The sequence below is a fragment of the Nonomuraea sp. SBT364 genome (assembly GCF_001083785.1).
GTDB lineage: Bacteria > Actinomycetota > Actinomycetes > Streptosporangiales > Streptosporangiaceae > Nonomuraea.
Genome location: NZ_LAVL01000031.1, coordinates 1 through 26,300, shown reverse-complemented (window position 1 = coordinate 26,300; position 26,300 = coordinate 1). Strand labels below are relative to the sequence as shown.

The 26,300-nt window shown below is 70.7% G+C and carries 33 protein-coding genes; 13 read left to right on the top strand and 20 right to left on the bottom strand.

Annotated elements, in window-relative coordinates; translation table 11 throughout:
- Positions 1–23: 23 nt before the first annotated feature.
- The gene (locus ADY59_RS16940; RefSeq protein WP_049563214.1) at positions 24–362 is read right to left on the bottom strand and encodes an STAS domain-containing protein; all 339 of its coding nucleotides are present in this window, start codon (positions 360–362) and stop codon (positions 24–26) included.
- 74 nt (positions 363–436) lie between these two features.
- Here ADY59_RS16940 and ADY59_RS16935 point away from each other — a divergent pair, with 74 nt between their 5' ends.
- Positions 437–1,459, top strand: coding sequence for a potassium channel family protein (locus ADY59_RS16935; protein WP_049563212.1), 1,023 nt, complete (start codon positions 437–439; stop codon positions 1,457–1,459).
- Here the strand turns inward: ADY59_RS16935 and ADY59_RS16930 are convergent.
- From ADY59_RS16930 to ADY59_RS16915, 4 genes are all read right to left on the bottom strand, one after another.
- Positions 1,431–2,180: an energy-coupling factor ABC transporter ATP-binding protein gene (locus ADY59_RS16930; RefSeq protein WP_049563211.1), complete on the bottom strand. Its 750-nt coding sequence runs from the start codon at positions 2,178–2,180 to the stop codon at positions 1,431–1,433. The genes ADY59_RS16935 and ADY59_RS16930 overlap by 29 nt on opposite strands.
- An 8-nt stretch (positions 2,181–2,188) precedes the next feature.
- Positions 2,189–2,944, bottom strand: a complete 756-nt coding sequence (cbiQ, locus tag ADY59_RS16925) for a cobalt ECF transporter T component CbiQ (RefSeq protein WP_049563209.1) — start codon at positions 2,942–2,944, stop codon at positions 2,189–2,191.
- 21 nt (positions 2,945–2,965) lie between these two features.
- Complete coding sequence (locus tag ADY59_RS16920) at positions 2,966–3,973, bottom strand: energy-coupling factor ABC transporter permease (protein WP_049563208.1); 1,008 nt, start codon at positions 3,971–3,973, stop codon at positions 2,966–2,968.
- Positions 3,974–4,047: 74 nt separating this feature from the next.
- Positions 4,048–5,928 carry a glycosyltransferase family 2 protein gene (locus ADY59_RS16915; RefSeq protein WP_049563206.1) on the bottom strand — a complete coding sequence of 627 codons (1,881 nt, stop codon included), beginning with the start codon at positions 5,926–5,928 and terminating at the stop codon, positions 4,048–4,050.
- Positions 5,929–6,262: 334 nt separating this feature from the next.
- On the opposite strand from ADY59_RS16915, the gene ADY59_RS16910 reads away from it, so the two are divergent.
- Entirely contained in the window at positions 6,263–6,622 is a 360-nt protein-coding gene (locus tag ADY59_RS16910; protein WP_049563204.1) for a hypothetical protein, read from the top strand.
- Between the two features lie 241 nt (positions 6,623–6,863).
- Here the strand turns inward: ADY59_RS16910 and ADY59_RS53380 are convergent, their stop codons facing one another.
- Positions 6,864–6,989, bottom strand: a complete 126-nt coding sequence (locus tag ADY59_RS53380; protein WP_269433610.1) for a hypothetical protein — start codon at positions 6,987–6,989, stop codon at positions 6,864–6,866.
- A gap of 141 nt (positions 6,990–7,130) precedes the next feature.
- Positions 7,131–7,700, bottom strand: a complete 570-nt coding sequence (locus ADY59_RS16905) for a CGNR zinc finger domain-containing protein (RefSeq protein ID WP_049563203.1) — start codon at positions 7,698–7,700, stop codon at positions 7,131–7,133.
- Positions 7,701–7,774: 74 nt separating this feature from the next.
- Here ADY59_RS16905 and ADY59_RS16900 point away from each other — a divergent pair, with 74 nt between their 5' ends.
- Positions 7,775–8,527, top strand: coding sequence for a class I SAM-dependent methyltransferase (locus ADY59_RS16900; protein ID WP_049563201.1), 753 nt, complete (start codon positions 7,775–7,777; stop codon positions 8,525–8,527).
- Positions 8,528–8,608: 81 nt separating this feature from the next.
- On the opposite strand, the gene ADY59_RS16895 is transcribed toward ADY59_RS16900, so the two are convergent.
- The 7 genes from ADY59_RS16895 to ADY59_RS16865 form a co-directional block, all read right to left on the bottom strand.
- Complete coding sequence (locus tag ADY59_RS16895; protein ID WP_049563199.1) at positions 8,609–8,845, bottom strand: DUF5708 family protein; 237 nt, start codon at positions 8,843–8,845, stop codon at positions 8,609–8,611.
- Between the two features lie 88 nt (positions 8,846–8,933).
- Entirely contained in the window at positions 8,934–9,485 is a 552-nt protein-coding gene (locus tag ADY59_RS16890) for a dienelactone hydrolase family protein (protein ID WP_049563280.1), read from the bottom strand.
- Positions 9,486–9,500: 15 nt separating this feature from the next.
- Entirely contained in the window at positions 9,501–10,499 is a 999-nt protein-coding gene (locus tag ADY59_RS16885) for an NAD(P)-dependent alcohol dehydrogenase (protein ID WP_049563198.1), read from the bottom strand.
- 60 nt (positions 10,500–10,559) lie between these two features.
- Positions 10,560–11,219, bottom strand: a complete 660-nt coding sequence (locus ADY59_RS16880; RefSeq protein WP_049563197.1) for a response regulator — start codon at positions 11,217–11,219, stop codon at positions 10,560–10,562.
- Entirely contained in the window at positions 11,216–12,325 is a 1,110-nt protein-coding gene (locus ADY59_RS16875) for a sensor histidine kinase (protein WP_231618749.1), read from the bottom strand. The genes ADY59_RS16880 and ADY59_RS16875 overlap by 4 nt, the downstream gene beginning before the upstream one ends.
- A gap of 48 nt (positions 12,326–12,373) precedes the next feature.
- Positions 12,374–13,267: a class A beta-lactamase gene (gene bla / locus ADY59_RS16870; RefSeq protein ID WP_049563194.1), complete on the bottom strand. Its 894-nt coding sequence runs from the start codon at positions 13,265–13,267 to the stop codon at positions 12,374–12,376.
- Positions 13,268–13,361: 94 nt separating this feature from the next.
- Positions 13,362–14,081: a hypothetical protein gene (locus ADY59_RS16865; protein WP_049563192.1), complete on the bottom strand. Its 720-nt coding sequence runs from the start codon at positions 14,079–14,081 to the stop codon at positions 13,362–13,364.
- Positions 14,082–14,237: 156 nt separating this feature from the next.
- Here ADY59_RS16865 and ADY59_RS16860 point away from each other — a divergent pair, with 156 nt between their 5' ends.
- The 3 genes from ADY59_RS16860 to ADY59_RS16850 are packed head-to-tail and all read left to right on the top strand — an operon-like array spanning position 14,238 to position 17,035.
- A complete protein-coding gene (locus ADY59_RS16860; RefSeq protein ID WP_063780689.1) occupies positions 14,238–15,245 on the top strand; it encodes a nucleoside hydrolase in 1,008 nt (335 codons plus the stop codon).
- 2 nt (positions 15,246–15,247) lie between these two features.
- Positions 15,248–16,543 carry an FAD-binding oxidoreductase gene (locus ADY59_RS16855; RefSeq protein ID WP_053174844.1) on the top strand — a complete coding sequence of 432 codons (1,296 nt, stop codon included), beginning with the start codon at positions 15,248–15,250 and terminating at the stop codon, positions 16,541–16,543.
- Positions 16,544–16,564: 21 nt separating this feature from the next.
- Positions 16,565–17,035 (top strand): flavodoxin family protein, encoded by a 471-nt coding sequence (locus ADY59_RS16850; protein ID WP_049563185.1) that lies wholly within the window; start codon positions 16,565–16,567, stop codon positions 17,033–17,035.
- Here ADY59_RS16850 and ADY59_RS16845 read toward each other — a convergent pair.
- Positions 17,032–17,316, bottom strand: coding sequence for a hypothetical protein (locus ADY59_RS16845; protein ID WP_049563183.1), 285 nt, complete (start codon positions 17,314–17,316; stop codon positions 17,032–17,034). The genes ADY59_RS16850 and ADY59_RS16845 overlap by 4 nt on opposite strands.
- 65 nt (positions 17,317–17,381) lie before the next feature.
- On the opposite strand from ADY59_RS16845, the gene ADY59_RS16840 reads away from it, so the two are divergent.
- The 3 genes from ADY59_RS16840 (at position 17,382) to ADY59_RS16830 (ending at position 20,144) form a co-directional block, all read left to right on the top strand.
- Positions 17,382–18,047 carry a hypothetical protein gene (locus ADY59_RS16840; protein ID WP_049563181.1) on the top strand — a complete coding sequence of 222 codons (666 nt, stop codon included), beginning with the start codon at positions 17,382–17,384 and terminating at the stop codon, positions 18,045–18,047.
- Between the two features lie 86 nt (positions 18,048–18,133).
- Complete coding sequence (locus tag ADY59_RS16835; RefSeq protein ID WP_197093698.1) at positions 18,134–19,564, top strand: FAD-dependent oxidoreductase; 1,431 nt, start codon at positions 18,134–18,136, stop codon at positions 19,562–19,564.
- A complete protein-coding gene (locus ADY59_RS16830; RefSeq protein ID WP_063780691.1) occupies positions 19,551–20,144 on the top strand; it encodes a TetR/AcrR family transcriptional regulator in 594 nt (197 codons plus the stop codon). The genes ADY59_RS16835 and ADY59_RS16830 overlap by 14 nt, the downstream gene beginning before the upstream one ends.
- On the opposite strand, the gene ADY59_RS16825 is transcribed toward ADY59_RS16830, so the two are convergent.
- From ADY59_RS16825 to ADY59_RS16815, 4 genes are all read right to left on the bottom strand, one after another.
- Positions 20,145–21,878, bottom strand: a complete 1,734-nt coding sequence (locus ADY59_RS16825) for a hypothetical protein (protein ID WP_156325551.1) — start codon at positions 21,876–21,878, stop codon at positions 20,145–20,147.
- Positions 21,879–21,893: 15 nt separating this feature from the next.
- Positions 21,894–22,427 (bottom strand): SMI1/KNR4 family protein, encoded by a 534-nt coding sequence (locus tag ADY59_RS16820; protein ID WP_053174836.1) that lies wholly within the window; start codon positions 22,425–22,427, stop codon positions 21,894–21,896.
- 73 nt (positions 22,428–22,500) lie between these two features.
- Positions 22,501–22,677: a hypothetical protein gene (locus ADY59_RS50040; RefSeq protein ID WP_156325550.1), complete on the bottom strand. Its 177-nt coding sequence runs from the start codon at positions 22,675–22,677 to the stop codon at positions 22,501–22,503.
- A 280-nt stretch (positions 22,678–22,957) separates the two neighbouring features.
- Entirely contained in the window at positions 22,958–23,221 is a 264-nt protein-coding gene (locus ADY59_RS16815) for a DUF6891 domain-containing protein (RefSeq protein ID WP_156325549.1), read from the bottom strand.
- A 196-nt stretch (positions 23,222–23,417) separates the two neighbouring features.
- On the opposite strand from ADY59_RS16815, the gene ADY59_RS16810 reads away from it, so the two are divergent.
- The 4 genes from ADY59_RS16810 (at position 23,418) to ADY59_RS48760 (ending at position 25,571) form a co-directional block, all read left to right on the top strand.
- Entirely contained in the window at positions 23,418–24,179 is a 762-nt protein-coding gene (locus tag ADY59_RS16810) for an ArsR/SmtB family transcription factor (RefSeq protein ID WP_049563173.1), read from the top strand.
- Positions 24,176–24,478 (top strand): DUF1905 domain-containing protein, encoded by a 303-nt coding sequence (locus tag ADY59_RS16805; RefSeq protein WP_049563171.1) that lies wholly within the window; start codon positions 24,176–24,178, stop codon positions 24,476–24,478. The genes ADY59_RS16810 and ADY59_RS16805 overlap by 4 nt, the downstream gene beginning before the upstream one ends.
- On the top strand, positions 24,475–24,849 hold the full coding sequence (locus tag ADY59_RS16800; protein ID WP_049563169.1) for a VOC family protein: 375 nt from the start codon (positions 24,475–24,477) through the stop codon (positions 24,847–24,849). The genes ADY59_RS16805 and ADY59_RS16800 overlap by 4 nt, the downstream gene beginning before the upstream one ends.
- Before the next feature lie 368 nt (positions 24,850–25,217).
- Complete coding sequence (locus ADY59_RS48760) at positions 25,218–25,571, top strand: tyrosine-type recombinase/integrase (RefSeq protein WP_082310163.1); 354 nt, start codon at positions 25,218–25,220, stop codon at positions 25,569–25,571.
- A gap of 504 nt (positions 25,572–26,075) precedes the next feature.
- Here the strand turns inward: ADY59_RS48760 and ADY59_RS52575 are convergent.
- On the bottom strand, positions 26,076–26,300 hold a 225-nt coding region (locus ADY59_RS52575; protein ID WP_231618752.1), incomplete at its 5' end, for a hypothetical protein.

Here is a 26,300-nt window from a genome sequence, read left to right as displayed (position 1 = left end):
AATGAAGTTCTACTCGGGGGCGGTTAAATTCCCCCCACGGCGCTGTCCACGTCCGAATAGACCTTGATCCGCCGGTCGAGCCCGGTCGTGCGCAGGATGCGCGCCACGGGCGCCTGGGGCGCGGCCAGCGACACCCCGCCGCCCTCGCCGGTGGCCAGCCGCCAGGCCTCGATGAGCACCGACAGCCCGCTGGAGTCCATGAACGACAGCTGCTGGAGGTCGAGCACGAGCCTGGCGCTGTCCTGCTTGATCGCGTCGCGCACCTCGTCGCGGAGGAACGGGGCGGTGAACAGGTCGAGCTCCCCCGCAACGGCCACCACCACGGCGTCACCGAGGGCGTGTCGCGCAAGCCGCAGCTTCATTTGGCCCCTCCTCGATGAGCCACTGTACTTCCCCTTGCCCTGATACCGGGCACGCACAAACTACGATCACCCGTATGCATGAGGATGAGTCGGCACTGGGCGTGCGACTGCCCGAGGCCCGCCTCAGCCCGCTGCGAGCCGTGCTGCGCCGGATGGCGATCGCGCTGGCGATGCTGCTGGGCATGTTCGTGCTGGTGGCGCTGGACCTCGACGGCTACCGCGACTCGGCCGACGGGGAGGTCTCGCTGCTGGACGCGCTCTACTACGTGACCGTGTCGATCTCCACGACCGGCTACGGTGACATCACCCCCGTCACGCCGGCGGCCAGGATCGTCAACATCGTCGCCGTCACGCCGCTGCGCATCGCCTTCCTGGTCGTGCTGGTGGGCACCACGCTGGAGGTGCTCACCCGGCGCACCCGCGAGGCCATACTCATCGAACGCTGGAGGGCCAGGTTGCGCGACCACACGGTGATCGTCGGCTACGGCACCAAGGGAAGGGCCGCGAGCCGCACCCTGCTGGAGAACGGCTGCGCCAAGGAGTCCATCGTCGTGGTCGACCCCGACCCGGCCGTCGTCGCCGAGGCCTCGGCCCACGGGTTCACCGGCGTCACCGGCGACGGCAGCCGCAGCTACGTGCTCGAACGCGCCGCGATCAAGCAGGCGCGCGAGGTCATCATCGCCACCCGGCGCGACGACACCACCGCCCTGGTCACGCTCACCGCCCGCAGCCTCAACCCGGGCGCGACGATCGTCGCCGCCGTCCGCGAGGCCGAGAACGACCCTCTGGTACGGCAGAGCGGCGCCGACGTGGTGATCACCTCCTCGGAGGCGGCCGGCCGCATGCTCGGCGTCGCCACCCAGAGCCCGGCGGTCAGCGCGCTCATCGAGGACCTGCTCGTCTACGGCAAGGGCCTGGACCTGTACGAGCGGCCGGTGCGCGCGGACGAGGTCGGCGGCCCGCCGGCGCGCGGCGAGGAGATCGTGGTGGCCGTGGTGCGCGACGGCCGGATGCTGAACTACACCGATCCGCAGGTCTCCGAGCTGCGGGCGGGCGACCGGCTGGTGCTCATCCACGTTCCTGCGCAGCCGGTATAGCGAACCCGTACGGCAGCTCCAGCCGGTGGCGGGCGAGCAGCTCGGCGTCGGCCAGCAGGTCCCGGGTGGGCCCGTCGGCGGCGATCACCCCGTCCGACAGGATGAGCGAGCGCTCGCACAGTTCCAGCGCGTACGGCAGGTCGTGGGTGACCATGAGCACGGTCACGTCGAGCGAGCGCAGGATCTCGGCCAGCTCCCTGCGGGCCGCCGGGTCGAGGTTGGACGACGGCTCGTCGAGCACCAGGATCTCCGGCTCCATCGCCAGCACGGTCGCCACCGCGACCCGGCGGCGCTGGCCGAACGACAGGTGGTGCGGCGGCCGGTCGGCTGCCTCCAGCATGCCCACGCGCTCCAGCGCGCTCTTGACCACGGCCTCCAGCTCCTCGCCGCGCAGCCCGGAGTTGGCCGGGCCGAACGCCACGTCGTCGCGCACGGTGGGCATGAAGAGCTGGTCGTCGGGGTCCTGGAAGACCAGGCCGACGCGCTGCCTGATCTCCTTGAGCGTGTCGCGGCGCACCGGCGTGCCGGCCACCGTCACCGTGCCGTGCCCGGCCGTCAGGATGCCGTTGAGGTGCATGACGAGCGTGGTCTTGCCGGCGCCGTTGGGCCCGAGCAGCGCCACCCGCTCGCCGCGCCCGATCGTCAGGTCCACGCCGAACAGGGCCTGAGTCCCGTCGGGGTAGGCGTAGGCGAGGCGGCTGACTTCGAGGGAGTTGAGCATCTGTTCCGTCACAGGGAGAGCCCCAGAACTGCCAGGGCCGCGGCGGGCAGGGCGAGCGCGACCGCCCATTGCGCGGCAGTTGCCGAAATATCGTCAATTATCGGCATCTGGCCGCTGTAGCCGCGGCTGAGCATCGCCAGGTGCACCCGCTCGCCGCGCTCGTACGAGCGGATGAACAGCGCCCCGGCCGAGCGCGCGATCACCGGGAGGTGCCGGAGGTCACGCGCCTGGAACCCCCGCGACTCCCGGGCGATCCGCATCCGCCGCATCTCGTCCATGATCACGTCCAGGTAGCGCAGCATGAACATGGCGATCTGCACCAGCAGCCCCGGCACCCGCAGCCGCTGGGCCCCGAGCAGCACCGCCCGGGGCTCGGTCGTCGCCGCGAGCAGGATCGAGGCGACCACCCCTAGCGTCGCCTTGGCCAGGATGTTCCAGGCCGCCCAGAGCCCCGGCACGCTCAGCGACACCCCGAGCACCACGGTCCGCTCCCCCAGCCCGATGACCGGGATCAGGAACGCGAACAGCATGAACGGCAGCTCTACCACCATGCGCCTCGGCACGAACGCCGGAGGGATCCTGGCCGCGGCCGCCACCCCGGCCAGCAGCAGCGCGTACGCCGCGAAGGCCCAGAGGCGCTCGCGCGGCGTGGCCACCACCACCAGGGCGAAGCCCACGACGGCGAGCAGCTTGCACTGCGCGGGCAGCCGGTGCACCGGCGAGCCGCCAGGCAGGTAGAGCCGATGCGCGTGCCCGGATCCCACCGGCTCTCACCGCCTTCCGCTTCAGACCCGTGTGCGGTCGCGGCCGCGGGCGGCGTAGGCCACGACGCCGGCGACGAGCAGGGTGATGCCGACGCCGATGATCCCCGCGATGCCCACGGGGATGCCGCCCACCTCACCGTAGTCGGCCAGCGCCCAGGTGCCGAACAGGTGCTCGCCCGCCTGCCCGAGGAAGCCCTTGTCGTCGGCCACCGACTCCAGGCCGTCGGGATCCGCCGAGGCGTAGGACGACACCAGCCCGGCCAGCACCAGCGTGACGCCGAGCGCGCCGAGCACGAACGGCGTGCCGCCCTTCGCGGGCGCGGGCCGCTCGGGCTCCTGGGTGATGACGGTCGTGCCGTCCGCGCCGCGCAGCTCCAGCGGCCTGGCCAGACCGCGCGCGCCGTAGACGAGGTCGGGCCGGACGGCCAGCACGGCGCCGACGGTGAGCGCGGTGATCAGGCCCTCGCCGATCCCGATGAGCACGTGCACGCCGCCCATCGCCGCCGCGACCGTGCCGAGGTCGATCGGCGCGGTGCCGCCGACCCAGAACAGCACGGTGAAAACCAGCGCGGAGGCGGGCACCGAGACCAGCGAGGCGACGAACGCGGCGGCGGTCACCCCGCCCCGGCCCGGCGCGACCCTGGTGATCGCCCGGAACAGGCCCCAGCCGACGAGCACGGTCACCAGGCCCATGAGCGTGATGTTGACGCCCAGCGCCGTGAGCCCGCCGTCGGCGAAGAACAGCCCCTGCACGAGCAGGACCACGGCCATGCAGAGCACCCCTGTATAGGGTCCGACGAGTATCGCCGCCAGCGCCCCGCCGAGCAGGTGCCCGCTGGTCCCGGCCGCGACCGGGAAGTTGAGCATCTGCACGGCGAAGATGAAGGCGGCCACCAGTCCGGCCATGGGCGCGGTGCGGTCGTCCAGCTCGCGCCGGGCGCCGCGCAGGCAGACCGCGACCCCGGCCGCGGCCACCACCCCGGCCGATACGGAAACGGCTGCGTTGAAGAAGCCATCGGGAACGTGCACGACCCAGCCTCCGGATGCAGGAGAACAAACGTACCTACTTTAGGTCATCGTCTTGCACCTGCATATGGATGGCATTAGCGCATCATTCTTCGGATCACCGCCCGCGCCGTGAGCTGCCGCACCACCGTGCTGAGCCGTCCCTTCCCGGAGGTCGCGTACGGGCGGACGCTCAGGAGCACGATCCCGCCGAGCCAGCGGCGCGGCGCGGCGATCGCGGCGGCGTCGGTCTCGATCCTGAACCTGGCCGGCGGCCCGCCCAGGTCCAGCTCCAGGTAGGCATCCCAGGTGCCGGGCGGCAGCCTGCCCACCGCCGGGCCGGCCGCGAACCCGCCGCCGGGCAGCACGGTCACCGGTTCGGCGCGCTCGCGGCCGCTGCCGCGCTCCCGCCACACCAGCCGCCGCACGGCCGGCTCCGGCGGCACGCCGCCGGCGACCGCGATCTCGCCGTCGATCAGCAGCCGCCGCCCGAGCGACCACCTGGTCCTGGTGATGCGCACGCTGCCGGGCACCCCGACCACGTATCCGCCGACGTCCACGCTGAGGTTGCCGTTGTCCCGGGTGAAGTACGGCAGCACGGCCGCCCCTCCGACCAGCCGGGGCGCCGGGAGCGTCAGGTCGCCGTCGCGGTCCGCGCCCAGCCGGCCGGTGCGCAGGACGCCCTCGCGCTCGGCCGACACCCGCACGTCCCAGATCCCGGAGCCGAGCGCCGCCACGTCGACCCGGGCGGTGTAGCGGTGACCGGCCGGCTCGACCTCGTGACCGGCCACCGGCTCGGCGACGACCGGCTCGCCGGGCTCGACCAGCTCCGCCCGGACAACGAGTTCGCGCCTGGGGTCGTCCCGGGTGCGCAGGACCAGCGACACGGCGTCGGGGACGCCGATGCCCTCCAGCTCGACCGCCACCGTGATCGCCAGCCGCTCGCCGTCCCAGCACAGCCCGGTCAGCCGCCGCAGGACGGTGGCGCACTCGATGTCGGCCAGCCGCGCCAGCCGGTCCACGTCGCCGAGCGCCGCCAGCCGCTGCCGGTCGGTGCCGGTCAGCCCCCGGTGGACGCCGGGTGTGAGCCACTGATCGCAGAGCGCGGCCACGGCCTGCGCGATCTCCTTGCGCCGCACCTCCCCCGCCTCCAGGAAGGGCGCGCCGAGCTGGGGGAACACATCGATCTTGAAGTGCCGCAGCAGCAGGTGGTCACGCAGCGGCCCCGGCGGGACGTGCCCGGTCATGAGCCGGATCGGGTCGCGGACCATGTACAGCCAGGCGACCGGATCGCGGCTGTCGGGCTGCTGCATGATGCTGCTGCCGTCGGCCCTGGCGACCAGGTGGTAGCAGTCGTAGTCGGCGACCACCGAGATCGTGGCCGCGTGGCAGTAGGCGTGCACGGTGAAGTAGATGTCCTCGCCGACCAGCCGCTCCTCGGGGAACCTGATGTGGTGATGCTCCAGCATCTCCCTGCGGAACAGCTTGAAGCAGCTCAAGCTGTTGTAGACGGCGCTGGCGCCCAGCTCGGCCCGGTCGGCGTTGTGGTGGAACATCGACGCGGGGGCCCGCCGCCCGTGCCCGACGATCTTGCCGAGCACGATGTCGGAGCCGTTCGCGTCGGCCACGGCCACCATGCGCTCCAGCGCCTCGGGGCCGAGGTAGTCGTCGGCGTCGAGGAAGAACACGTAACGGCCGCCCGCGTGGTCGAGCCCGACGTTGCGCGGCCGGCCGGGGCCGCCCGAGCCTTCCAGGCGGATCACCTTGACGCAGTCGCGGTGGTATTCGGCGTAGAGGCCGAGGAGCTCGGTGGTGCCGTCGGTGGATCCGTCGTCGACGACCACGATCTCCGTGACGACCCGCTGGACGAGCGCCGAGGTGAGACACCGGTCCAGATAGGTCCGGCAGTCCCGGGCAGGGATCACGATGCTCACGTCCACGCTCACGTCCACCGTGTCGTCCGCCGTGTCGTCCTTCATGGCCACCGCCCGCCCACACCCGGGGTATCACCGTCCGCACCCGTCACGCATCAGTATGTGACGACCGTGCCGGGCGGCGTGGCGGATCAGCGGTCTTGGTCCGCCGGATTTGGTGAGCTGGGTGATACATCGCATTTCCTCAATAAACCCAGGTAAGACGACTAAGCGTCGTATTCAACCCCCACCGAATCGGCTTCAGGGAAGCTGTTATCCCCCTCGGGAGAAGAGAAGTCCACCGGGGACACACACCCGTACCTCCGAAATCCCTCGGTGATCCACGGATCGCGGTTGCGCGTCTACAGTGAGGCAACCTTTGACGGTGGAGGTGGCGGGTATGGAAACAGATCTCCGGCGGACGGCGAGCAACGGGTCGGCCGTGCACACGGCCGAGTTCATCGTTTCCTCAGCGCGGCTGGGCGAGCTCTTCGAGTGCTCCGCACTGCTGCGCCGGACCCGGCAGCGGGCCGAGCAGATCGTCGAGGAGGCCGGCGAACTGCTGGCCGAGGCGCTACGCGAGGGCGACACCGGCCGGGCGCAGCGGCTCGGCGAACAACTCGAAGAGGCACGGCGCTCCTACGCCAAGGTGCTGAACGCGTACATGATCCTGTCGCGCAGGATCAGCGACGAGCGTCAGGAGATCCTTCAGGCGCAGATAGAACGCGACAGGCACGCGGACTTGTCGGGCGCCGCCTGATTTCTCGTCAGAGATATCCATTTATAGACTTGTGTGAACCTTTGTGACTTGGGGGGCGTCCATAGTTCAAGGAGGCCCGCCATGCGCGTCCTTGACGACCTCGCGACGCTCGATCTGGACGAGTTCCGGCTGGAGCTCATGGTGATCGCGGCGCTGCACGACGAGGCAGAGCGGCTCGCCGCCGAATGAACGGGCTCCAGCTCCCCGGGCCGCCCCCGGGGAGCTGGAGCAGGGGGATCCGTCACGGATCGAGGTCCGGCCATTCGGTCTCGGTGTCGAGCAGCCGCTCCACGAGCTGACGCCGCTGCTCGGGCGTGAGGCGCACCGGCCACACGGCGGGCAGCATCAGCACATCGCCGTTGGACATGCCGACGAGGTTCACGGGAAATGATGGGGAGGGGGTCACAGTGGCGCCATTCTGGCACGTCAGAGGGGCGCACGAGCCTTATTCGCATCCACTTTCCCGGCTGGCACTCCAGGCCGGGCGGATATTTCACGATGTGTCGGGCTAGGAAGTCTTGCTGCGAGCTCTGAACGCCGCGGTCTTCACTCGGTTCTGGCAAGGAGTGGAGCAGAACCGGCGGGTCCCGTTGCGCGAGACGTCCACGTAGACCCGGTCGCAGTGCGGCGCCGTGCACACCCCCAGCCGGTCGTGGAACTCGCTCCCCAGCACCAGCGCCAGCCCGGTCGCGCAGCTCGCCGCCCAGTCGCCCGCCATCGTCCCGCCGGGGCCGTGGAAGTGCAGGTGCCACGGCTCCCCGTCGTGCCGCTGGAGCATCGGCCTGGCCCGCGTCTCCTCCAGCAGGTCGTTGACGCGCAGCGCCGCCGCGTCCACGTCGCCCGTCGCGACGGCCTCGAAGACCTCCCGCAGCCGCAGCGCGACCGTGACCAGCTCGGCCGCCTCGGCCTCGGTCGCGGGGCGGTGGCTCGGATAGCCGTCGCGCAGCCCCTCGGTGGCCGCGGCGGCCGTGTCGGCGGGCGGCGGCGCGGGCCGGCCACGCCGCTCGCCGGGGGTCAGGCTGTTGACCAGCCCGACGGCGACCCGGACGACTCCGTCCGTGTGACTGTTGAAGTTCAATTGACCAGTTACACCTTTACGCTCTAGTCTGTGACTGCTGAAAGCATAAACGACAGTCACAAGGGAGACCTACTGTGCTCACCCACGATGCCGCACTCGCCTGGCTCGCGCGCTGGGACCGCCAGCAGGAGGGCTACCTGCCCGACCGTGAAGAGCGGTTCACCGCGCTGATCGACGCGGTGGAGGCGCTGGACAGGCCCGACCCGCTGGTGATCGACCTCGGTTGCGGCCCGGGTTCGCTGGCCGCCCGGCTGCTCGAACGGCTGCCCAAGGCCCGGGTGGTCGCGGTGGACGCCGACCCGCTGCTGCTCGGGCTCGGCCGCGCCGCGTACCCGCACCTGACGTTCGTGGCCACCGACCTGCGCACGCCCGGCTGGACGGCCACGCTCGGCCTGGACCGCCCCGCCGACGCGGCGGTGAGCACCACCGCACTGCACTGGATCGCCCCGCCGGAGCTGAGCGCCATGTACGCCGAGCTGGCGGGCGTGCTGCGGCCAGGCGGCCTCCTGCTCAACGGCGACCACCTGGACTCCGACGACGCCACCCCCGGCCTGGCCCGCCTCGAACGCGCCATCCACGACAAGCAGACCGAGCGCGTCTTCGCCGGCGGCCATCCCGAGGACTGGCGCACCTGGTGGGACGCGGTCGCCGCCGACCCCGACCTGAGCGCGCTCAACGCCGAGCGGACCACCGCCGGAGCGGGGCACGACGGCTCGGAGTCCAACCTGCTCACCCACCACGTGACGGCGCTGCGCGAGGCCGGCTTCAGCGAGACCGGCACCCTGTGGCAGCGCGGCAACAACCGCCTGCTCTGCGCCATTCGGTAGCGTGATCGTCTGGCGCTCGGTGGCGCTCGGTGGCGCTCGGTGGCGCTCGGTGGCGCTCGTCAACCTCGCCGGCCCGAGCGCCTACTTCTCCTTCGGCAGCAAGCGCCGCCCCTCCGGGCCGGGATCGACGGCTGAGGAGCCGGTGCGCATCCGGTAGAGGCCCCACAGTGCCTCCGCCGCCCCGAGCACCATCATCACCACGCCGATCTTCGACGGGGTGAACACCACGATCTCGACGTCGAGCCCGAACTGCCACAGCAGCAGCCCACCGGCGAAGACGGCGAGGCCGGTGAACAGGTTCTTGCGGCCGGGTGCCATGACAGCCTCATTTCGATCATTCCAGATGAGGTCTCCCACGCTATGGACTCCCCGGCCCGCGGGCTTCCTGCGGGCTGAGGAGATCGGCCTACATCTTTCGTCGCAGGAACGCGAGCACCCGCTCGGTGAGCAGCGCTGTCGCGTCGGCGTCGTAGGAGGGCAGGCCGCTGTCGGCGAACAGGTGCCGGTCGCCCGGGTAGAGGAACAGCTCCGCCCCGAGCGCCTTGGCCGCGTCGAGGTCGCCCTCGCCCGCGAAGAACGGGTCGGCGTCCATCCCGTGCACCTGGACCGGCACCTCGCCGGGCCACCCGTCGCCCGGCAGGCAGGCTTCGAACAGCAGCGCGCCCTGCGCCCCCGGCCGGGTCCGGGCCAGCGTCTGCGCCGGCACCACCCCCAGGGAGAACCCGGCATAGACCAGCTGTCCGGTCAACCCCTCGGCGGCGGCCCGCCCGCGCTCCACGAGCGTGCCGAACCCGATCTCCTGCGCGTGACCGGCGCCCTCCTCCAGGTCGTCGAAGACGCGCCCCTCGTACAGGTCGGGCACGTGCACGGTGTGCCCGGCCTCCCGCAGCACGCCGGCGAAGGCGAGCACCCCCGGCGTCAGCCCGAGCGCGTGATGGAACAGCAGCACGTCAGTCATGCCGCCCAGCATGTCCTACGGCTCCGACAATCCACCGGCGACGACCTTGCCCGCGGCGCGTCCCTGCTCCTGATACCTGACCGCCTCCGGGATCTCCTCGAACCGGAAGCGCCGGTCGATCACCACTCTGAGCTCGCCGCTCTCGACGAACCCGGCCAGCGTCCGCAGGTTCGCGCCCATCTCCCGGCATCCGACCACGTCCACGAGCGCCACCCGCTGCGAGACGAACGGCGCCACCGCCAGCAGCGCGAACATGCGCCCGGCCGGCTGCACCCACCGCCCGCCCGGCCCGCCGACCAGCGCGTGGATCCCCTTGCGGGTCAGCGCCCTGCGGCACTCGGCGCCGGTCCGGCCGCCCGCGTTGTCCACCAGCAGGTCGTAGCGTCCCTCGTGGCCGGTGAAGTCCTCCTTGGTGCGGTCGAGGACCTCGTCCGCGCCGAGCGACCGGACCAGCTCCAGGTTCCGCGGCCCGCACACGCCGGTGACGTGCGCGCCGTACGCCTTGGCGAGCTGCACCGCGAACGTGCCCACGCCGCCCGACGCGCCGTTGACCAGCACCCGCTGGCCCGCCCGCACGCGGCCGACGTCGCGCAAGGCCAGCAGCGCGGTCCCGGCGGCCAGCGGCAGCGCCGCCGCCTCCTCGTACGACAGCCCGCGGGGCATCGGCGCGAGCTCGTTCTCCGGTACGCACACGTACTCGCCGAAGCCGCCCTGCTTGGGCATCGCGAACACGTCGTCGCCGGGCCGGAAGCCGGTCACGCCGGGGCCGATCGCCTCGACCTGCCCGGCCACGTCGGCGCCGAGCACTGTGATCTTCGGTCCGCGCAGCCCCAGGGGGCCGGGCATGAGCCGGGAGATGTACGGCTCCCCGCGCATGAGGTGCCAGTCGTAGGGCTGGACGGAGGTGGCGCGCACCCGGACCAGCACTTCTCCGTTACCCGGCACCGGGGTGGGGAGCTCGGTCAGCTCCAGGGCGTCGGGCGATCCGTACGAGCGTAAGACGTATGCCTTCATGTCCCACAGTGTGCGCGGGGGCCGCGAGGCCGCTCAACGGCCGAAAGAACGACGGGTTCGTCAGCCGATCGGCCGGTTTCCCGCCCGGTTGGTCTCGTACGCCCACATGGCGATCTCGACGCGGTTGCGCACCCCGAGCTTGATCATCAGGTGCGCGACATGGCTCTTCACCGTGCTGAGCGAGATGCGCATCTCGTCGGCGATCTCGCTGTTGGTGCGCCCGCGCGCCACGGCGGCCAGGATCTCCTCCTCCCTGTCGGTGAGCGGCTCGGCGGGCGGCGCCGGCCGGGCCGCGCCGGCGAAGGCGGCCAGCAGTCGCACGGTGACGCTCGGCGCGATGAGCGCGTCGCCGCCCGCCGCCGCCCGGACGGCCTGCGTGAGCAGCTCGGTCCCCGCGTCCTTGAGCAGGAAGCCCCGCGCGCCCGCCCTGAGCGCGGCGTGCACGTACTCGTCCAGGTCGAACGTGGTGATGACGACGACGGCGAGCGGGTCGGCGACGTCCGGCCCGGCGAGCGAGCGGGTCGCCTCGATGCCGTCGAGGTAGGGCATCCGGATGTCGAACAGGCACACGTCGGGCCGCAGCCGCCGCGCCAGCTCCACGGCCCGCCGCCCGTCGGCCGCCTCGCCGACGACCTCGATGCCGGGCTGGGCGTCGAGGATCATGCGGAGCCCGGTGCGAGTGATCTCCTGGTCGTCGGCGACCAGCACCCGGATGCTCACGTGGCCGCCCCGGTACGCGGCAGCACCGCCGACACCGTCCAGCCGCCCTCACCCGGCCCCGCCTGGAAGCCTCCGCCGAGCAGTTCGGCGCGTTCCATCATGCCGAGCAGCCCGTAGCCGGGTGTCGCCGCCGGCCCCGCGTCACCGTCGTCGTTCACCCACAGGCGCACCGACGTGTTCTCGCCGGTGACCCGGATCGTGATCCTGGAGGCGTTCCTGGCGTGCCGCCGGGCGTTGGTGACCGATTCCTGGGCGATCCGGTAGATCGCCGCCGTGGTGGACGGGTGCAGGTCGTCGAGATCGCCCATCAGCTCCACTTCCACGCGCGCCCCGCTCCGTACGTCTCCGGCCAGCCGTTCGAGGTCGGCAAGATGGCCGGTGGGCTGCGCCTCGCCTGACTCGTCCCGGCGCAGGACCCGGACCATGGCGCGCATCTCCTGGAGCGTCCGCGACGCCTCCGCCTCGATCACCCGCAGCGATTCGGCCGCCGCGTCCGGCGTGCCCGTCGCCAGGCCCGCCTGCGCCCTGATCGCCATGGCCGACACGTGATGGGCGACGGTGTCGTGCAGGTCGCGGGCCAGCCGCTCCCGTTCGAGCAGCTTCACCCGGTCGAGCTCACGCACGCGCACCACCGCCCGGTAGCGGAAGGCCACGCCGAGCGCCACTGCCGCCAGCATCAGTGAGAACGCCCCCACCGCGTCGGCGACCGGCGTCCGCGCCGGCACCGTCGAGAACCCGATCGACACCAGCATCACCACCAGCCCCGCCGCGGCCTCCCGCCCGGACCCCCACCGCACCAGCGCGTACGGCAGCAGCAGCAGACAGGCCATCGTGTACAGGGACGGATCGCCACCGACCACCAGCGGCGCCAGCCCGGTGACACCGAACGCGATCACCAGCATCAGCAGCGGCCGGGTCCGCCGCCACAGCAGCGTCAGCACCAGCCCGATCGTGACCACGACCGACACGGCCCGCCATTGCAGGTCCGGCCGCAGCAGCCCTTCGAGCAGCGCGACCGGCGCGAGCACCCCCACGAGCACCCAGTCCCGCCACACCCGCCGCGGCGGGTCGACAGGACGCGGCTCGTCCCACACGGAACGACGCACCCCGCCATCGTACGGACGAGCGGCGGTCCCCGACAGTGCCGGGGGGCGTCAGAGCTTGCCGAGCGCGCGGGCCAGGGCGGTGGCCGTCCTCGCGATGGTCCGGTTGTCGGTGGCGAGGCCCGGCGTCCGGTTCGTGTAGATCGCCATGACGATGGGGGCCGCCCCCTTGCCGGGCCAGATGACGGCGATGTCGTTCCCGCCGCCGAACCCGTCGGAGTTGGTGCCGGTCTTGTCGCCGATCGTCCAATTCCTGGGCAGTCCCGCCCGGATGCGCTCGGCGCCGGTCTTGCTGGCCAGCAGCCAGGCGTTGAGCTGGTCCCGGTCCTTGGCGTGCAGCGCGTTGCCCGTCGTGAGCGCGCGCAGGTCTGCGGCGATGGCCGCGGGTGTCGTGGTGTCGCGCTTCTCCTTGGGGGTCCAGTCGTTCAGCTCGGGGTGCCGGCGGTCCATCCTGGAGACCGAGTCCTTCAGCGCGCGGAAGTACCGCGTCAGCCCGGCGGGCCCGCCGATCTGCTTGAGCAGCAGGTTGGACGCGGTGCCGTCGCTCTGGGTGACGGCCGCCTCGCAGAGCTGGGAGACGGTCAGGCCGTCCTTGAGGTGCTTCTCGGTGACCGGCGAGTTCGGCTTCATGTCGGCGGCCGTCCACTTGACGACCTTGCCCATCAGCCCCGGCCGTGAGGTGCGCGCCCGCTGCAGCACGGCCGCGCAGAGCGGCGCCTTGAACGTGGACAGCATCGCGAAACGCTCGTGCGCCCGGTACGTGACCGTCCTGCCGGTGGCCGTGTCGATGGCGTACGCGCCGATGCGGCCCTTGAAGGACACCTCCAGCTTGCGTAGTTCCTTGGCCACCTGGCCGGTCTCCGCCGAGGCCGTGCCCGTGACCCCGCCGCTCACCAGGGAGATCGCCAGTGCGGCCACAAGGCGGCGGGCATGGAGGTATCGCATGTCACATCCTCGTGTGTCGTCCGTCAGAGCTGGAGCAAAGCAGATGTGATCAGGCGGCGTCTAATAGCGATATCCAGCATCGACCGATAGCGATTCACGTATGGCGGCTGGTCAGGTGCCGTTCCTCGGCGGGCTGGCCGGCCACCCGTTGCGCGCCCACGTACGCGGCCCCCCGCACGTCGCTCAGCCAGCCCGCCGGGCGCAAACCCGGAATGGGATGCCGGACGGGGTTGAACCGCGTCGGCCGCTCGGCGTCCGTCCGCGCCGGACCGGTCAGCTCGACCTGCCCGAACACCCTCCACGGCCCCGACGGAGCCGCGACCAGGAGATCGAACAGCAGCGGCCCGCCCACCACGGCATCGGCCAGCACGTCGAACCGGGCGGGGAGCCGCCGTCCCGCCCGGGGCAGCGCCCCGAGCAGCACCCGCCGGCCGCCCACCTCGTACGGGAACAGCGAGCCGTAGACCCCAGGCGCCCACGCGGTGGCCGGCCGGAGCAGGCGGCGGCCCAGCACGGTGTGACCGGTGCCGGCCAGGAGCAGCTCGGGCGTGGCGGCCGCCTGCTCCCACCGGAGGGCGATCCCCAGGATGTCGGGCACCGGCGGCGGCAGCCCGACGGACCGGGAAAGCCGGGCGATCCCCGCCAGATCCATCCGCCGGTCCAGGAAATCCGCCCCCCACTCCCGGCCGGTGCCGTGCAGGCGCAGCCGCGCGTCGAGGACGAGCCCGGCGGGATGCAGCGGGCGTCCCCGCCGCAGCCGCGCCGCGAGGTCGAAGGTGGCGGCCAGCCCTGACCGTACGACGGAAGTCAACATGCGACCGCTGCTACCCGGGCCGACCGAGCGGAATCTCACGGCCACGGAAAGCCGGCCGGGTTCCGGCCCGTGTGAAGGCGCGGACAAGACGGCACGTCTGAGGTTGACTGGGACAAAAGCACTGTCTCGCCCCGGAATCGACTTCATGGTGACTTCATGGTGAAACGAGTCCTGCTTTCCCTTCTCCTGGTCATGGCCGTCCCGGCCGCCCTGCCGTCCGCCGCCGGCGCCCGGACGCCCTCGGTCATCTTCGACACCGACATGGACTTCGACGACGCCGCCACCCTCGCCTACCTCTCACAGGAGCACAAAGCCGGTCGCATCGACCTACGCGCCATCACGGTGACCAACGACGGCGCCGGGTTACCCGGCAGGGCGATCCGGCACGCCAGATGCCTGGCCGAGCGCCTGGGCCTGCCCGACGTCGAGATCGCCGACCGGACGGGGACGGCGCCCAACACCTTCCCCGCCGAGCTGCGGCAGCTCTTCGACCGGGTGCTCACCTCGGCCACCCCCGGATGCGCCGGCGACGAGAGCCCGGCCAGGCTGAGCGCCTCCCAGCTCATCAGGAAGACGCTGCGCGCCGACCCGTCGACCCAGATCATCGCCACCGGTCCGCTCGGCAACGTGGCCGCCGCCCTGCCCGCCTCCGCCTCCCGGCTGACCACGATGGGCGGCGCCGTCCGCGTGCCGGGGAACCTGTGCTGCGGCACGCCGCCGGAGTTCGACGGGACGCAGGAGTTCAACTACTGGCTCGACCCCGCCGCCGCGCGGCACGCGCTCACCCGCAGCCGGGGCGGCGTGCGCATGGTGTCGCTGGACGCCGCCAACGCGGTGCTCATCACCGACGCCTTCCTCGACCGGCTGCGCGCCGACCACCGCACCCCGGCGGCCGCCACCGTCCTGGAGATCGCCACCCATCCCGAGGTCGCGCCGCTGATCGCGGCCGGGCTGCTCTACTGGTGGGACCCGCTCGCCGCGATGAGCGCCATCCACCCGGGTCACGTCCGCTTCGCCACGGGCCGCGTCGACGTGGTGCCTGACGGGCCTTCGGCCGGCCGCACGATCCTGTCGCCCGCCGGACGCCTGCTCCGGTACGGTGTCGCCGCCGACACCGCCGCCTTCGAAGAACGCTTCCTCACGACCCTGAACAGAAGCAGGTGATCATGACACGCAGTCTTCGCCCAGGCGATCCCGGGTACGACGCCGCACGCATGGTGTGGAACGCGATGGTCGACCGCAAACCAGCCCTGATCATCCGATGCGCCACGGCCGCGCACGTGATCGAGGCGATCCGGCACGGGCGCGACGCCGGGCTGGAGATCGGCGTGCGCTGCGGCGGGCACAGCGTGCTCGGCCTGCCGGTCACCGACGGCGGGCTGCTGATCGACCTGGCGCCCATGGGCGCGGCCCGCGTCGACCCGGAAACCCGCCGGGCGCGCGTCGGCGGCGGCGCCCTGCTCGGCGCGCTCGACGTCGCGGCCCAGCGCTACGGCCTGACCACCACCGCGGGCAACGTCTCGCACACCGGCGTCGGCGGCCTGACACTCGGCGGCGGCGTCGGCTGGCTGGCCCGCGCATACGGCCTGACCTGCGACAACGTCATCTCGTACGAGGTCGTCACGGCCACCGGTGAGCTGGTCAGGGCCGACCGGACCGAGCACCCCGAGCTGTTCTGGGGCCTGTGCGGCGGCGGCGGGAACTTCGGCGTCGTCACCGAGTTCGAGTTCCGCCTGCACCCGGTGGGGACCCGGGCGCTGGAGGTCGAGTTCGTGCACGAACTCGACGACGCGGCCGAGGCGCTGCGCGGCTGGCGCGACCTCCTGGCCGAGGCGCCCCGCCTGGCGACACCCGTCGCGCGGGTCACCGAACGCGACAACCGCCCGGTGGCGACGATCGGGTTCGTCTGGGTGGGCGATCCCGCCGAAGGCCGGAAGCTGCTTTCCGCGTACAGGTCGATCGGCAGGCCGGTCGCGGAACACGTACGGGAGCTGAGTTACCTCGCCCTCCAGACGGCCGGCGACGACGCCGAGGGCCATGCCTTCCGCCGCTACTGGAAGGGCCACTACCTCCGCCGGCTGACCGACGAGGCGATCGAGGCGTTCCTGGACCGGGGCGACGGCACGTACCCGGCGGCGCGGCTGACCCTGAACGGCGGCGCGATCGGCGACGTGCCGGACGAGGACACGGCGTACAGCCACCGCGACGCGCAGATCGAGTTCAACACGTCGGCGGGCTGGACGGACCCCGCCGACGACCACGCGCGGATGACCGCCGCCCGCAAGTACGCCGCGGGCGTCGAGCCCTTCGCGAGCGGCGCGTACGTGAACGCGCTGTCCGACGAGGGAGCCTCGGGCGTGCACCGCGCCTACACGCCGGCGAAGCTGGCGCGGCTGAGGGAGCTGAAGCGCACGTACGACCCGGACAACGTGTTCCACCTGAACGAGAACATCCGGCCCTGACCTCATGAAAGTATCGGCAGGGTGTCACAAACCGCCCGGCGTCTGCTGATCGTGCACCACACCGCCTCGCCCGCGCTGCAGGAGCTCTTCGAGGCGGTGCGGCGCGGCGCCACCACCGACGAGATCGAGGGCGTCGAGGTGGTCACCCGCGCCGCGCTGCACGCCACCGCCGTCGACGTGTTCCGGTCGGACGGCATCGTCCTCGGCACACCGGTCAACATCGGCTACATGAGCGGAGCGCTCAAGCACTTCTTCGACACGATCTACTACCCCTGCCTGGAGGAGACCCGGCGCCTGCCGTACGCGCTGTACGTGCACGGCAACAACGACACGGCCGGAGCGGTCCGCGCGGTGGAGTCGATCACCACCGGGCTCGGCTGGGAACGGGCGCACCGCCCGGTGACGGTCATCGGCGCTCCGGGCAAGGACGACCTGGAATCCTGCTGGGAACTCGGCGCCACCCTCGCCGCCACGCTCAGCGACCCGGGTTAGGAGTCGCCCCGTTGCCAGGTGTCGAAGTTCGTCGTGGACTGCTGATCCATGAAGTGTTTGAGCTGCTTGACCCTGTCCACGCAGTCAGGGCAGAGGTGTCGCTCGACCGATCTGGCCCTGGCCTCCGGGGTCGGCTCACGGAAGGCGCCGGACACCGTCATGCCCAGCGGGAGGTTGGTCTCGGGGTCCATCCTGAACGTCATGACCGTCGCCGGGGTGAAGCTGAAGGTGCGCTTGCACATGTGACATCCGCCGATGGTCGTGATCTGCTCGTCCGCCATAGAGCGTCGCCTCCTTCATCGCACCGTACAACGACCGCCCGCATCTCATCGCAGGAGGACGCAAGTTGACCAGCGAAGTCTGGGATCCCTTCGGCACGTTGCACCGCGCACTGTGGATCGGCGGCGGCCAGTGGGCCGGGAAGTCGACCGTGGCCCGGCTCCTGGCCGTCCAATACCGCGTCACCGTCTATCACTACGACTACCACGACGCGCGCGGTCACAACGATCGCCGGATCGCCCGCCGCGTCGGCCTCGGCGAACCCGCCACCGAGCCCGACCCGGACAGTGTGTGGGTCCACACGCCCCCGGAAGAGATGGCCGCCGAGACCCTGGCAGGATTCCCGCACCGGTTCGAATGGGCCCTGGACGACCTGCGCGCGCTCGTCTCCGGCCACCCGATCATCGCCGAGGGCTGGGGGCTGCGCCCCGAGCTCGTCGCCCCCGTCATCGACTCACCGCGCCGGATGGTCGTCATGGTGCCCACGCCGGAGTTCCGCCTGCACCAGGTCCGGGAACTGCCCCGAGCCTCCTCGTTCGGGCACCACCTCAGCGATCCGTCCCGCGCCCAGGCCAACCGCCTCGCCCGGGACCGCCTCGTCGCGGAGGACGCCTCCCGCGCCGCCCGCCGGCTCGGCATCCGCGTGATCGAGGTCGACGGCTCGCGGGACGCCGCCGCGATGGCGGAGATCGTCGCCGACCACTTCAGCCCCTACCTTCCAGACCTGCGCTGATCCCCGGCATCGCGTCCCCCTTCTCCTCGGCCGCGCCACGTACGCTATAAACGTAGCGATACAGATGTAGCGAACGGAGTATGCCGATGAACGACGTGATCATCGTGGGAGCCGGCCCCGCCGGCCTCATGACCGCCTGCGAGCTGGCGTTGGCCGGAATCTCCTGCACCGTCGTCGACAGGCGCGGCGGCGAATCCACCGTCACCCGAGCCTTCGGCCTGCACGCCCGGGCCCTGGAGGTGCTCGACGCCAGGGGCATGGCCGACGAACTGGTCGCCCGGGGCAACCCTCTCAGAACGGTGTATCCCGCCTACGCCTCACGGGTGGACTTCGGCCGGCTCGACACGCGCTACCCGATGCTGCTCCTCGTGCCCCAGAACGGCACCGAGAAGCTCCTCCGGCGACGCGCCACCGACCTGGGCGTGGACATCCGCCACCACGCCCGCGTCGTCGACCTCACGCAGGACGCCGAATCCGTGCGCCTCAGGCTCGAAGACGGTACGGAGCTGGCCGCCCAGTACGTCGTCGGCGCCGACGGCGCCCACAGCACCGTCCGCGACCTGGTGGACGTGGGCTTCGCCGGTGACGCGTACAGCCTGCCCATGCTCCTGGCCGACGTCCGCATCCCGGCCTCCGAGCCGCCACCCATCACCCAGGTCGGCACGGAGGGCGTGGTGGTGACGCTGCCGTTCGGTGACGGCTGGTTCCGGGTGGGCGCGTGGCTGCGCGAAGAGCGGGACGACGCGGAGTTCGCCCGGATTCGCGAGGCGTTCCGGCGGATCGCCGGCACCGACTACGGCATGAGCGAGCCGCGCTGGTTCTCCCGCTTCACCGCCGAACGCCGCCAGGCCCGCAGCTACCGATCGGGACGGGTCTTCCTGGTCGGCGACGCCGCCCACGTGAACTCGCCCATCGGCGGCCAGGGCATGAACACCGGCATCCAGGACGCCGTCAACCTGGGCTGGAAGCTCGCCGCCGACCTGCGCGGCTGGGCCCCGCCCTGGCTGCTCGACACCTACCACGCCGAACGGCACCCCGTCGGCTCCGCCGTCCTGGCCATGACCGACCACCTCACCGGGCTGGTGCTGAGCGGCTCCCGCCTGCGCCTGGAGGTCAACCGGCGCTTCATGGCGGCCCTGCTGCACACCGGCCCGGGACGCCGCCGCATCCTCGGCAGCCTGTCGGGCCTGGAGTTCGCCTACCCGCCCGCCGGACCGGGCGCCCACCCGCTGACCGGCCGTCGCGCCGCGGACGGCCCGACGGATCGGGGCCGCCTGTACGAGGTGCTGCGCGCGGGCACGTTCGTCCTGCTGTCCGACCAGGAGGTGCCCCTTTCCCGGCGGAACCGGGTACGGCCGGCCAGACCGCTTCGCGCCACCGGCCCCGAGGCGGCGCTGATCCGCCCGGACGGGTACGTGGCCTGGGCCGGTGACCGCGACGGCATCGAACAGGCTCTGGTGAAATGGTGTGGCCCGGCACATCGCACCGACCCGGAGGGGCGCCATGCCACCGCCTAATCCGCAGCGCCGCGACCACCTCGCGGACGCGGCCATCGCCGTGCTGGCCGAGCAGGGGTCACACGGGCTGACCCACCGGGCGGTCGACACCGCGGCCGCCGTGCCGGCCGGCACCACCTCGCGCTACTTCCGCACCCGCGACGCACTGCTCAACGGGGTCGTCGAACGCATCACCCGCCGGCTCGGCGAACGCGTGGACGGCTACACCATCCGGCCGATCTCACCGGCCGACCTGGAAGAAGCGCTGGTCGGGGTCATGACGACGATGCTGGCCGACGACCGCCACGATCCGCTGGCACTGTTCGAACTGCACCTGGAGAGCAGCCGCAACCCACGGCTGCGGCGGCTGCTGACCGACGCCCTGCGTGACCGGTGCCGGCTCATCGTCCGTCAAGGCCACGCCGCCGGGATCGAGTTCAGCCAGGACGACGCCCTGCTGCTCGAAATGAGCGTGCTGGGCATCATGTTCACCGCCCTGACCACCGGCGTCCCCGAATCCCCCACGGAGCCGATCCGCACCGCCATCCGGGCCCTCCTGTCCCGCCACCAGGCGAGGTGGCACTCGACCAGCGCGAACTGACTACGTGGCCCTCCTGGCCGGATAAACGAGGATGAGATCCACGCCCGGCCGCGTATACAGCCGCAGCCGGTAACGGCCGGGGCCGCTGCGCGCGAGATCGGGGAATCGCACCCTGCTCGCCGACAGCGTCTGCATCACCAGCCGGCCCGATTCGCTGACGATGTCCGCCTCGACCACCTCGTCCCAGCCCTTGCGTCGCAGAGGTGGCGGGGTCGAGCGCAGCGCCTTCACCGTGACGCAGGTCGCCCAGTCCTGGCTGGGGGTGAAGATCAGGGCCAGCTGGCCGCTGACTTCGAGGGAGTCGATCGATCTCAGATCCCAGATGGTCTCCGCGTCCGCCGAGGTGTCGGCTTCCGCGTCGTAGATGCCGTAGGGCTGGGTGTCCCAGTCGTAGTAGGAGGCGGTCGCCTGGGCTCGCGTACGCAGCGCGGGCCACGGGTCGCGGCACAGGGCGTCCTCTTCCCGCGCCTCGCGAGCCCGCTGTTCGCGCGCGAGGTCCTCCTTCTCCTTCTCCTGCTGCGCTATCTGAGCGGACGACACCAACAGATCCGGATGTTTCCGCCCAATGACCTCCGGGCAGAGCAGCGCGAGCAGCGCCGGCCGAGCCCCGACCGGCTTCCCGGCTGCGAACCTGGCGCACGCCACATTGCCCTTGCCGAGCAGTTCCTGGTCCGAAATCTCGTGATCCGACTTGTTCACGCTGCACAGATAGGCCCGATCGCGCTCATGAACCGCGATGTCCGCGACGCGCGGCGGGGCCGACCACGCGAAACAGCCCGTGAACGCATCCGTCCGCCAGGTGTAGGTGAGATGTGGAGGGTTGTCGGGCCCGACGACGATCAGCAGAAGGACCGTCGCCGCCCCGGCGGTGACCGCAGTGGGCACCCGCAGCGGCGTCTTCCGCCTCGGCTCACGGTTCAGTTCGTGCGCGGTGCGCGCGAGCCAGACGAAGTGGAGCACGTCCATCGCCTCGGCGATGGACTCGATCGTGCTGCCTCGCGTCAGGCTGTCCACCAGCTCCACCAGGAACGCGCTCGCGAACGTGCCCGCACCGATGAGCAGCGTCACCCGGCTCCAGCGTCCGTCGCGCCGCTGGGCGAGCAGGAGCATCACCATCGCGACGGACGCGGCCACGCTCGCGGCCACGGCGGTCGCCTGGTAGGTCGGACTCACCACGAAGCGCAGGATTTGCGAACCATCCGTCAGGTCGGTCACCAGCGACCTGACCGGTTCCGCCAGCCCGAGCAGGAGCAGCGCCAGCCGGAAGGGCCGGCCCGGCCCGGTGAGCACCACCGTGAGCAGAACGAGCGCGGACGCCCAGAGCGCCAGCCCGACGACCGTCTCGACCGGGCCGGGGAGGAACGAGGGGATCAGCAGCCACACCACGTCGGCGTACAGCACCAGCCGCAGCCACGAGGCCGCCCGGCGCATCGGCACGTCCGTGGTCGCGGGTCCACGCAACACCTGCCACAGCATCCACGAGTTCACCAGCCCGACCAGCAGCAGCCCGCCCAGCACCGGCACCAGCGGAGACGCGCCGACGACCTCGTTCGGCGGGTACCACATGGTGACCAGCCACGCGGGTGTCGCGGTGCCGATCACAAGGCTGAGAATGATCGCACCGAGCGTGATGACGAAGGAGGCGGCAGCCGCCGAACGATATAAGCGCACAATGAGGCCTGATCGTATTCCACCTTTCTCAGAACAACGCCGTACGTCCTCGTCGCGGCCCAACTCAGTCAGCGTGAGCTAACTCAACTGACTTTTCATCAGTTCCCAGAAGGACCGGTGGCGATCGGCACCGGCCAGCCAAGGCGCGAGATACCAGGCCTCCCACTCGCCGTCAGGTGTCATGACCTCGGGGTTGAGCAGGAATACCCCGTCGTCCCAGTGCCCGATCAGCAGGGTGGCTGGCAGATACTCAACCCTCAGATGAACGCAGTCCTGTTCCTTCCCATAGACGAAGTAGAGGTCATCAGGCACGCTCCAGCCCGCATCTGCTGACCAGCACTCCACGATCCAGGGTTCGAGGTCACGGAGCCGGCCGACTTCCGCGACCGGCCGCAGTGAATACTCGTCGACGCCCCAGCCGTCGGCGAACAGGAGGAAGCTGCGATAACTCGGCGGCAGGCTCATGCCCAGCCGCTCTTCGAGCCGGCCGACCGCCGCCTCACTCGCCGGCGGGTGGAGACCGTACTCCGGACCCAACTGCGGGTGATCAGGCCATTCCTCCGCCGTTACCTCAGGCGGGAAGAGGCCGGACCATCCGTATTGGACACTCATGCCGCGTGACGATATCCGCCCCCACCGACATTCCATCCGCCGACGCGGGCCGATGAATTTCTGCGTCGGTACTTCAATCACCGACGGAAAGGCCCGGCACGAAAGTCCCGGCGATCTGGACGAGAGACTTACGCAGCGCGGCTTCGTCCCGGTCCGGCACCTGACAACCGGGGGCGTCGCGGACGCCACCGCCGATGTTCGCGCCGTCGTAGCTGAGGAGGACGATGTAGCCGCCGGCCAGGACGTGCACCTGGTCGCCGAACGCGAACGCCCGGTCCCGATGCCCGTGAGGCGGTGAACGGGCCCGTCCTCGGCGAAGCGTTCGGCCCGAGCTGCGAACACGGTCTTCCTCTCCCGGCGGCGGTCGCGGCTGCCGAAGTCGTCGACGCGGACGCGCAGCTCACCGCAACGGGAGACGACGCCCCCGGGCTGGGCCATCGCCGGGTTGCAGAGATTGCCTCTCCTCAGGACCCCGTCCGTCTGCCCGAGCCGTTCGCGAATCGTCCACGTGCAGGTGGTTTCGCGTTTCGTCAGCGCGGCTGGTGCTGCTCACGTCCCTTGACGCCCGCCACGTCGAGGTCGCGGAAGGCGGCCGTCAGCCTGTCGCAGTCGGTGACCTCGGGCCATTCCTCCTGCTCGGCGAGCTGCCGGGCGAACTCACCGTCCACCAGCTCGGCGACGCCCTCATGGATCCCCCACCGCTCCTCCGGAACCTGGACGACCTGCCCATAGCTCCCCGCGCCCACGGCCACCTCGGCCTGGGCACTCCTCAGAATCTCCGCACCATCGATCAACAGGCCGATTTCCTCTACCGGAGCCATTGCCACGCGCTGTGCCGCACGAGCCTCGACCGCCGCCCGGCCGTGAGCCGGGACGACCGCGAACCGCGGGTTGCCCTCTCGGATCCTTCTGCGAGCGACCGGTCGTGGCCCCTGGCCGTCCGTCCCGGAGCGGTTGACATGAAACCAAATGGTTTCCTATATTGGCCGCATGGAACTGGCGTTCAAGGCGTTGGCCGATCCGACCCGCCGGGAGCTGCTCGACGAGCTGTTCCGGCGGGACGGGCAGTCGCTCAACGCGTTGGCGAGCCGGTTCGCGATGACGAGGGTCGCCGTGGCCAAGCACCTGCGTCTGCTCGAGGAGGCCGGCCTGGTCGTGCCGGAGCGGCGGGGCAGGGAGAAGCTGCACTTCCTGAACCCCGTGCCGATCCGCCTCATCCACGACCGCTGGGTAAGCAAGTACACCGAGACGTGGGCTGCCGGCCTCGTCGACCTGAAGCGAGATCTGGAGGCACGCGTGGAGAAGGTGTTCGAGATCTTCATCCGCACCACGCCGCAGCGGCTGTGGCAGGCGATCACCGATCCGAAGACGCGGGCACGGTTCCAGTTCGGCGCGCGCGTGGAATCGGACTGGACCACCGGCTCCGCCTACCGGATCGCCCACGACAGGGCCGGCGGCTTGGTCGAGGGCGAGAACCTCGAGGTCGACCCGCCCTGGCGGCTCGTGCAGACCTACCACGCCATTTGGGACGACGACATCGCCGCCCAGGGCACCAGCCGGGTGACGTGGCAGATCGAGCAGGTCGGCGACAGTTGCCGGCTCGTCGTCAGGCACGACCAACTCGCCGTCGACGCCGACGAGCACCTCTACGGCGGCTGGCCGATGGTCCTTTCCGGGCTCAAGACCTGGCTGGAGACCGGCACGGAACTCACCACCCCCGGCTCACTCATGTACGGAGGAGAACCATCATGACCGCACGACACACCACCCCCGGCGCGAAACTGGACAAGACGTTCACCGCGACGCTGCGCAAGAGCCCGAACAAGGGCGGCTGGACCTATGTCGTGATGCCCGGCTCGGCCGAGTTCTTCGGCACCCGCGGCCTGGTGAAGGTGCAGGGCCGCGTCGACGGCGAGCCGTTCCGGGGCTCGTTCATGGCGCTCGGCGACGGCACGCACAAGCTCGCGTTCACCGCCGGCACCCGCGCCCGCATCGGCAAGCAGGCCGGCGACACCGTCACCGTCACCCTCGACGACCGGATCGCACGATGACCGCGCCGGCAAAGGTCATCACCGGCATCCGCACCGTCAGCGTGCCCGTCACCGACCAGGAGCAGGCGCTGCGGTTCTACGTCGACACGCTCGGCTTCACCGTCGTACGCGACGGTCCGATCCCGGCCGGGCGGTGGATCGAGCTCGCACCCGGCAGCGACGACGTGGTCGTCACGCTGGACCACGTCACCTCGGACGTCACGCGCGGCCACATCATGATCCGGTTCACCGCCGATGACGCGGCGGCGGCGCACACCGCCCTCACGGCCGCCGGCGTCGACACGGACGAGATCCTCGCATGGCCGGGCGTGCCGCCGATGTTCGCCTTCCGCGACCCCGACGGCAACGCCTTCTCCATCACCGAGCCCTGACGCGCCTTCCCGAGTTTGATCCCCTTTCAGGGGTGTGCGTCGGAGTCCATGGACCTTGTCAGCATCGCCGTTAGCAAGATCGGTTGATTGTGGCCTCCTTGTGGCGCCCGGGGCTTCCCGCCGGAAAACGTCAACGCCGATTTCGGGATGTGGGCTGACGACACCGCCGGCGACTGTGGATTCTGGCCGCTCTGCGACGACGATGGAAATCCGCTCGGGGTCGGGCGTTGGTATCGGCGTTGGCTGGAGGCGGCAGAAGAGCAGGTGTCACGGGGCAGCCATTGAGACGCCACCCTGTTCCCGTGGAGATCCACGTATCGACTCTCGGCCACCAGTTGTCACAGGGGACTGCCAGACTCCGCATATGCATGATCTGGTTCTCTCAGCGAACACCATCGCAGCCGCGCCTCCTGGTGCAGCGAGATGCTCCGCGTACACGCGTTCCGTTCTCCCGGCTGGCCAGAAAGGCCGGCCTCGGCCACTGGCACCCGCACGAGCTACGCCACTCCGGTGCGTCGCTCATGCTCGCCCAGGGCACTCCCCTGCATGTGGTGTCCGAGGTCCTTGGCCATGCCGGCATCGCGATCACCAAGGACGTCTACGGACACCTGCTGGAAGGCGACCGCCGCGCAGCGACCGAAGCCATCTCCAGCGCTCTCCTGGGGAAACAGCCCCCGGTGGCTCCCCCGGTGGCTCCCAAAGACGCCGAAGGCACCGCTTGAAGATCGAAAACCCAAAGGCCCCTGACGGCATAACGCCTGTTCAGGGGCCTTCTGGTTGCAGAGCCGACGAGGGGAATCGAACCCCTGACCTTCTGTTTACAAGGGACTTCGAGATTGTCCACCGACGTCCATCGCCATCATGGACGCCTACTTAGAGCCTCTCCTGGAGCGTTCTCGCTCCAGGAGCATCCAGGGTTGTCCAGGGCGGTTGTTAGCATCCGCGTTAGCAAGACGGCTAGCCGTGGCGCGGCGCGTTGGTGCACGCCTCAAAGCAAAGTTTCTGCCCGAAGTACCTCGCTGCTCAGGATCCTGATGGGACTCGCCGACATCGGCATTGTGGTTCGTCTGACGTCGCAGTTCCTTGCGTATAGCGTCGGTCGGACAGGATTACCTAGGCCAGGGACTTCAGCGACGTCGCGGCGCGAGCAGGCCGACGGCGACGACCGCCCCACTTGCCAGCGACATGCCGACGTAAGTGAGATGCATGCTGGGACGGTTACCGCTTCAGCGAAACATGTCCTCTAGGCGTTCGACGAACTGGATAGCTTCATCCCAGCCCTGGCGGACGAACGTTTCAAGCAGCATTCTCACCGCGGTCATACACTGAACGCTTTTCATCCTCATGCCGCCTGCGCAACGCGGTGGTTCTGGAGGACGGCGATGGCCTTGCACAGGTGCCCGGCCTTGGAAGGACAGCACCGTAGCTTCCGAAGAATCTTCCAGCTCTTC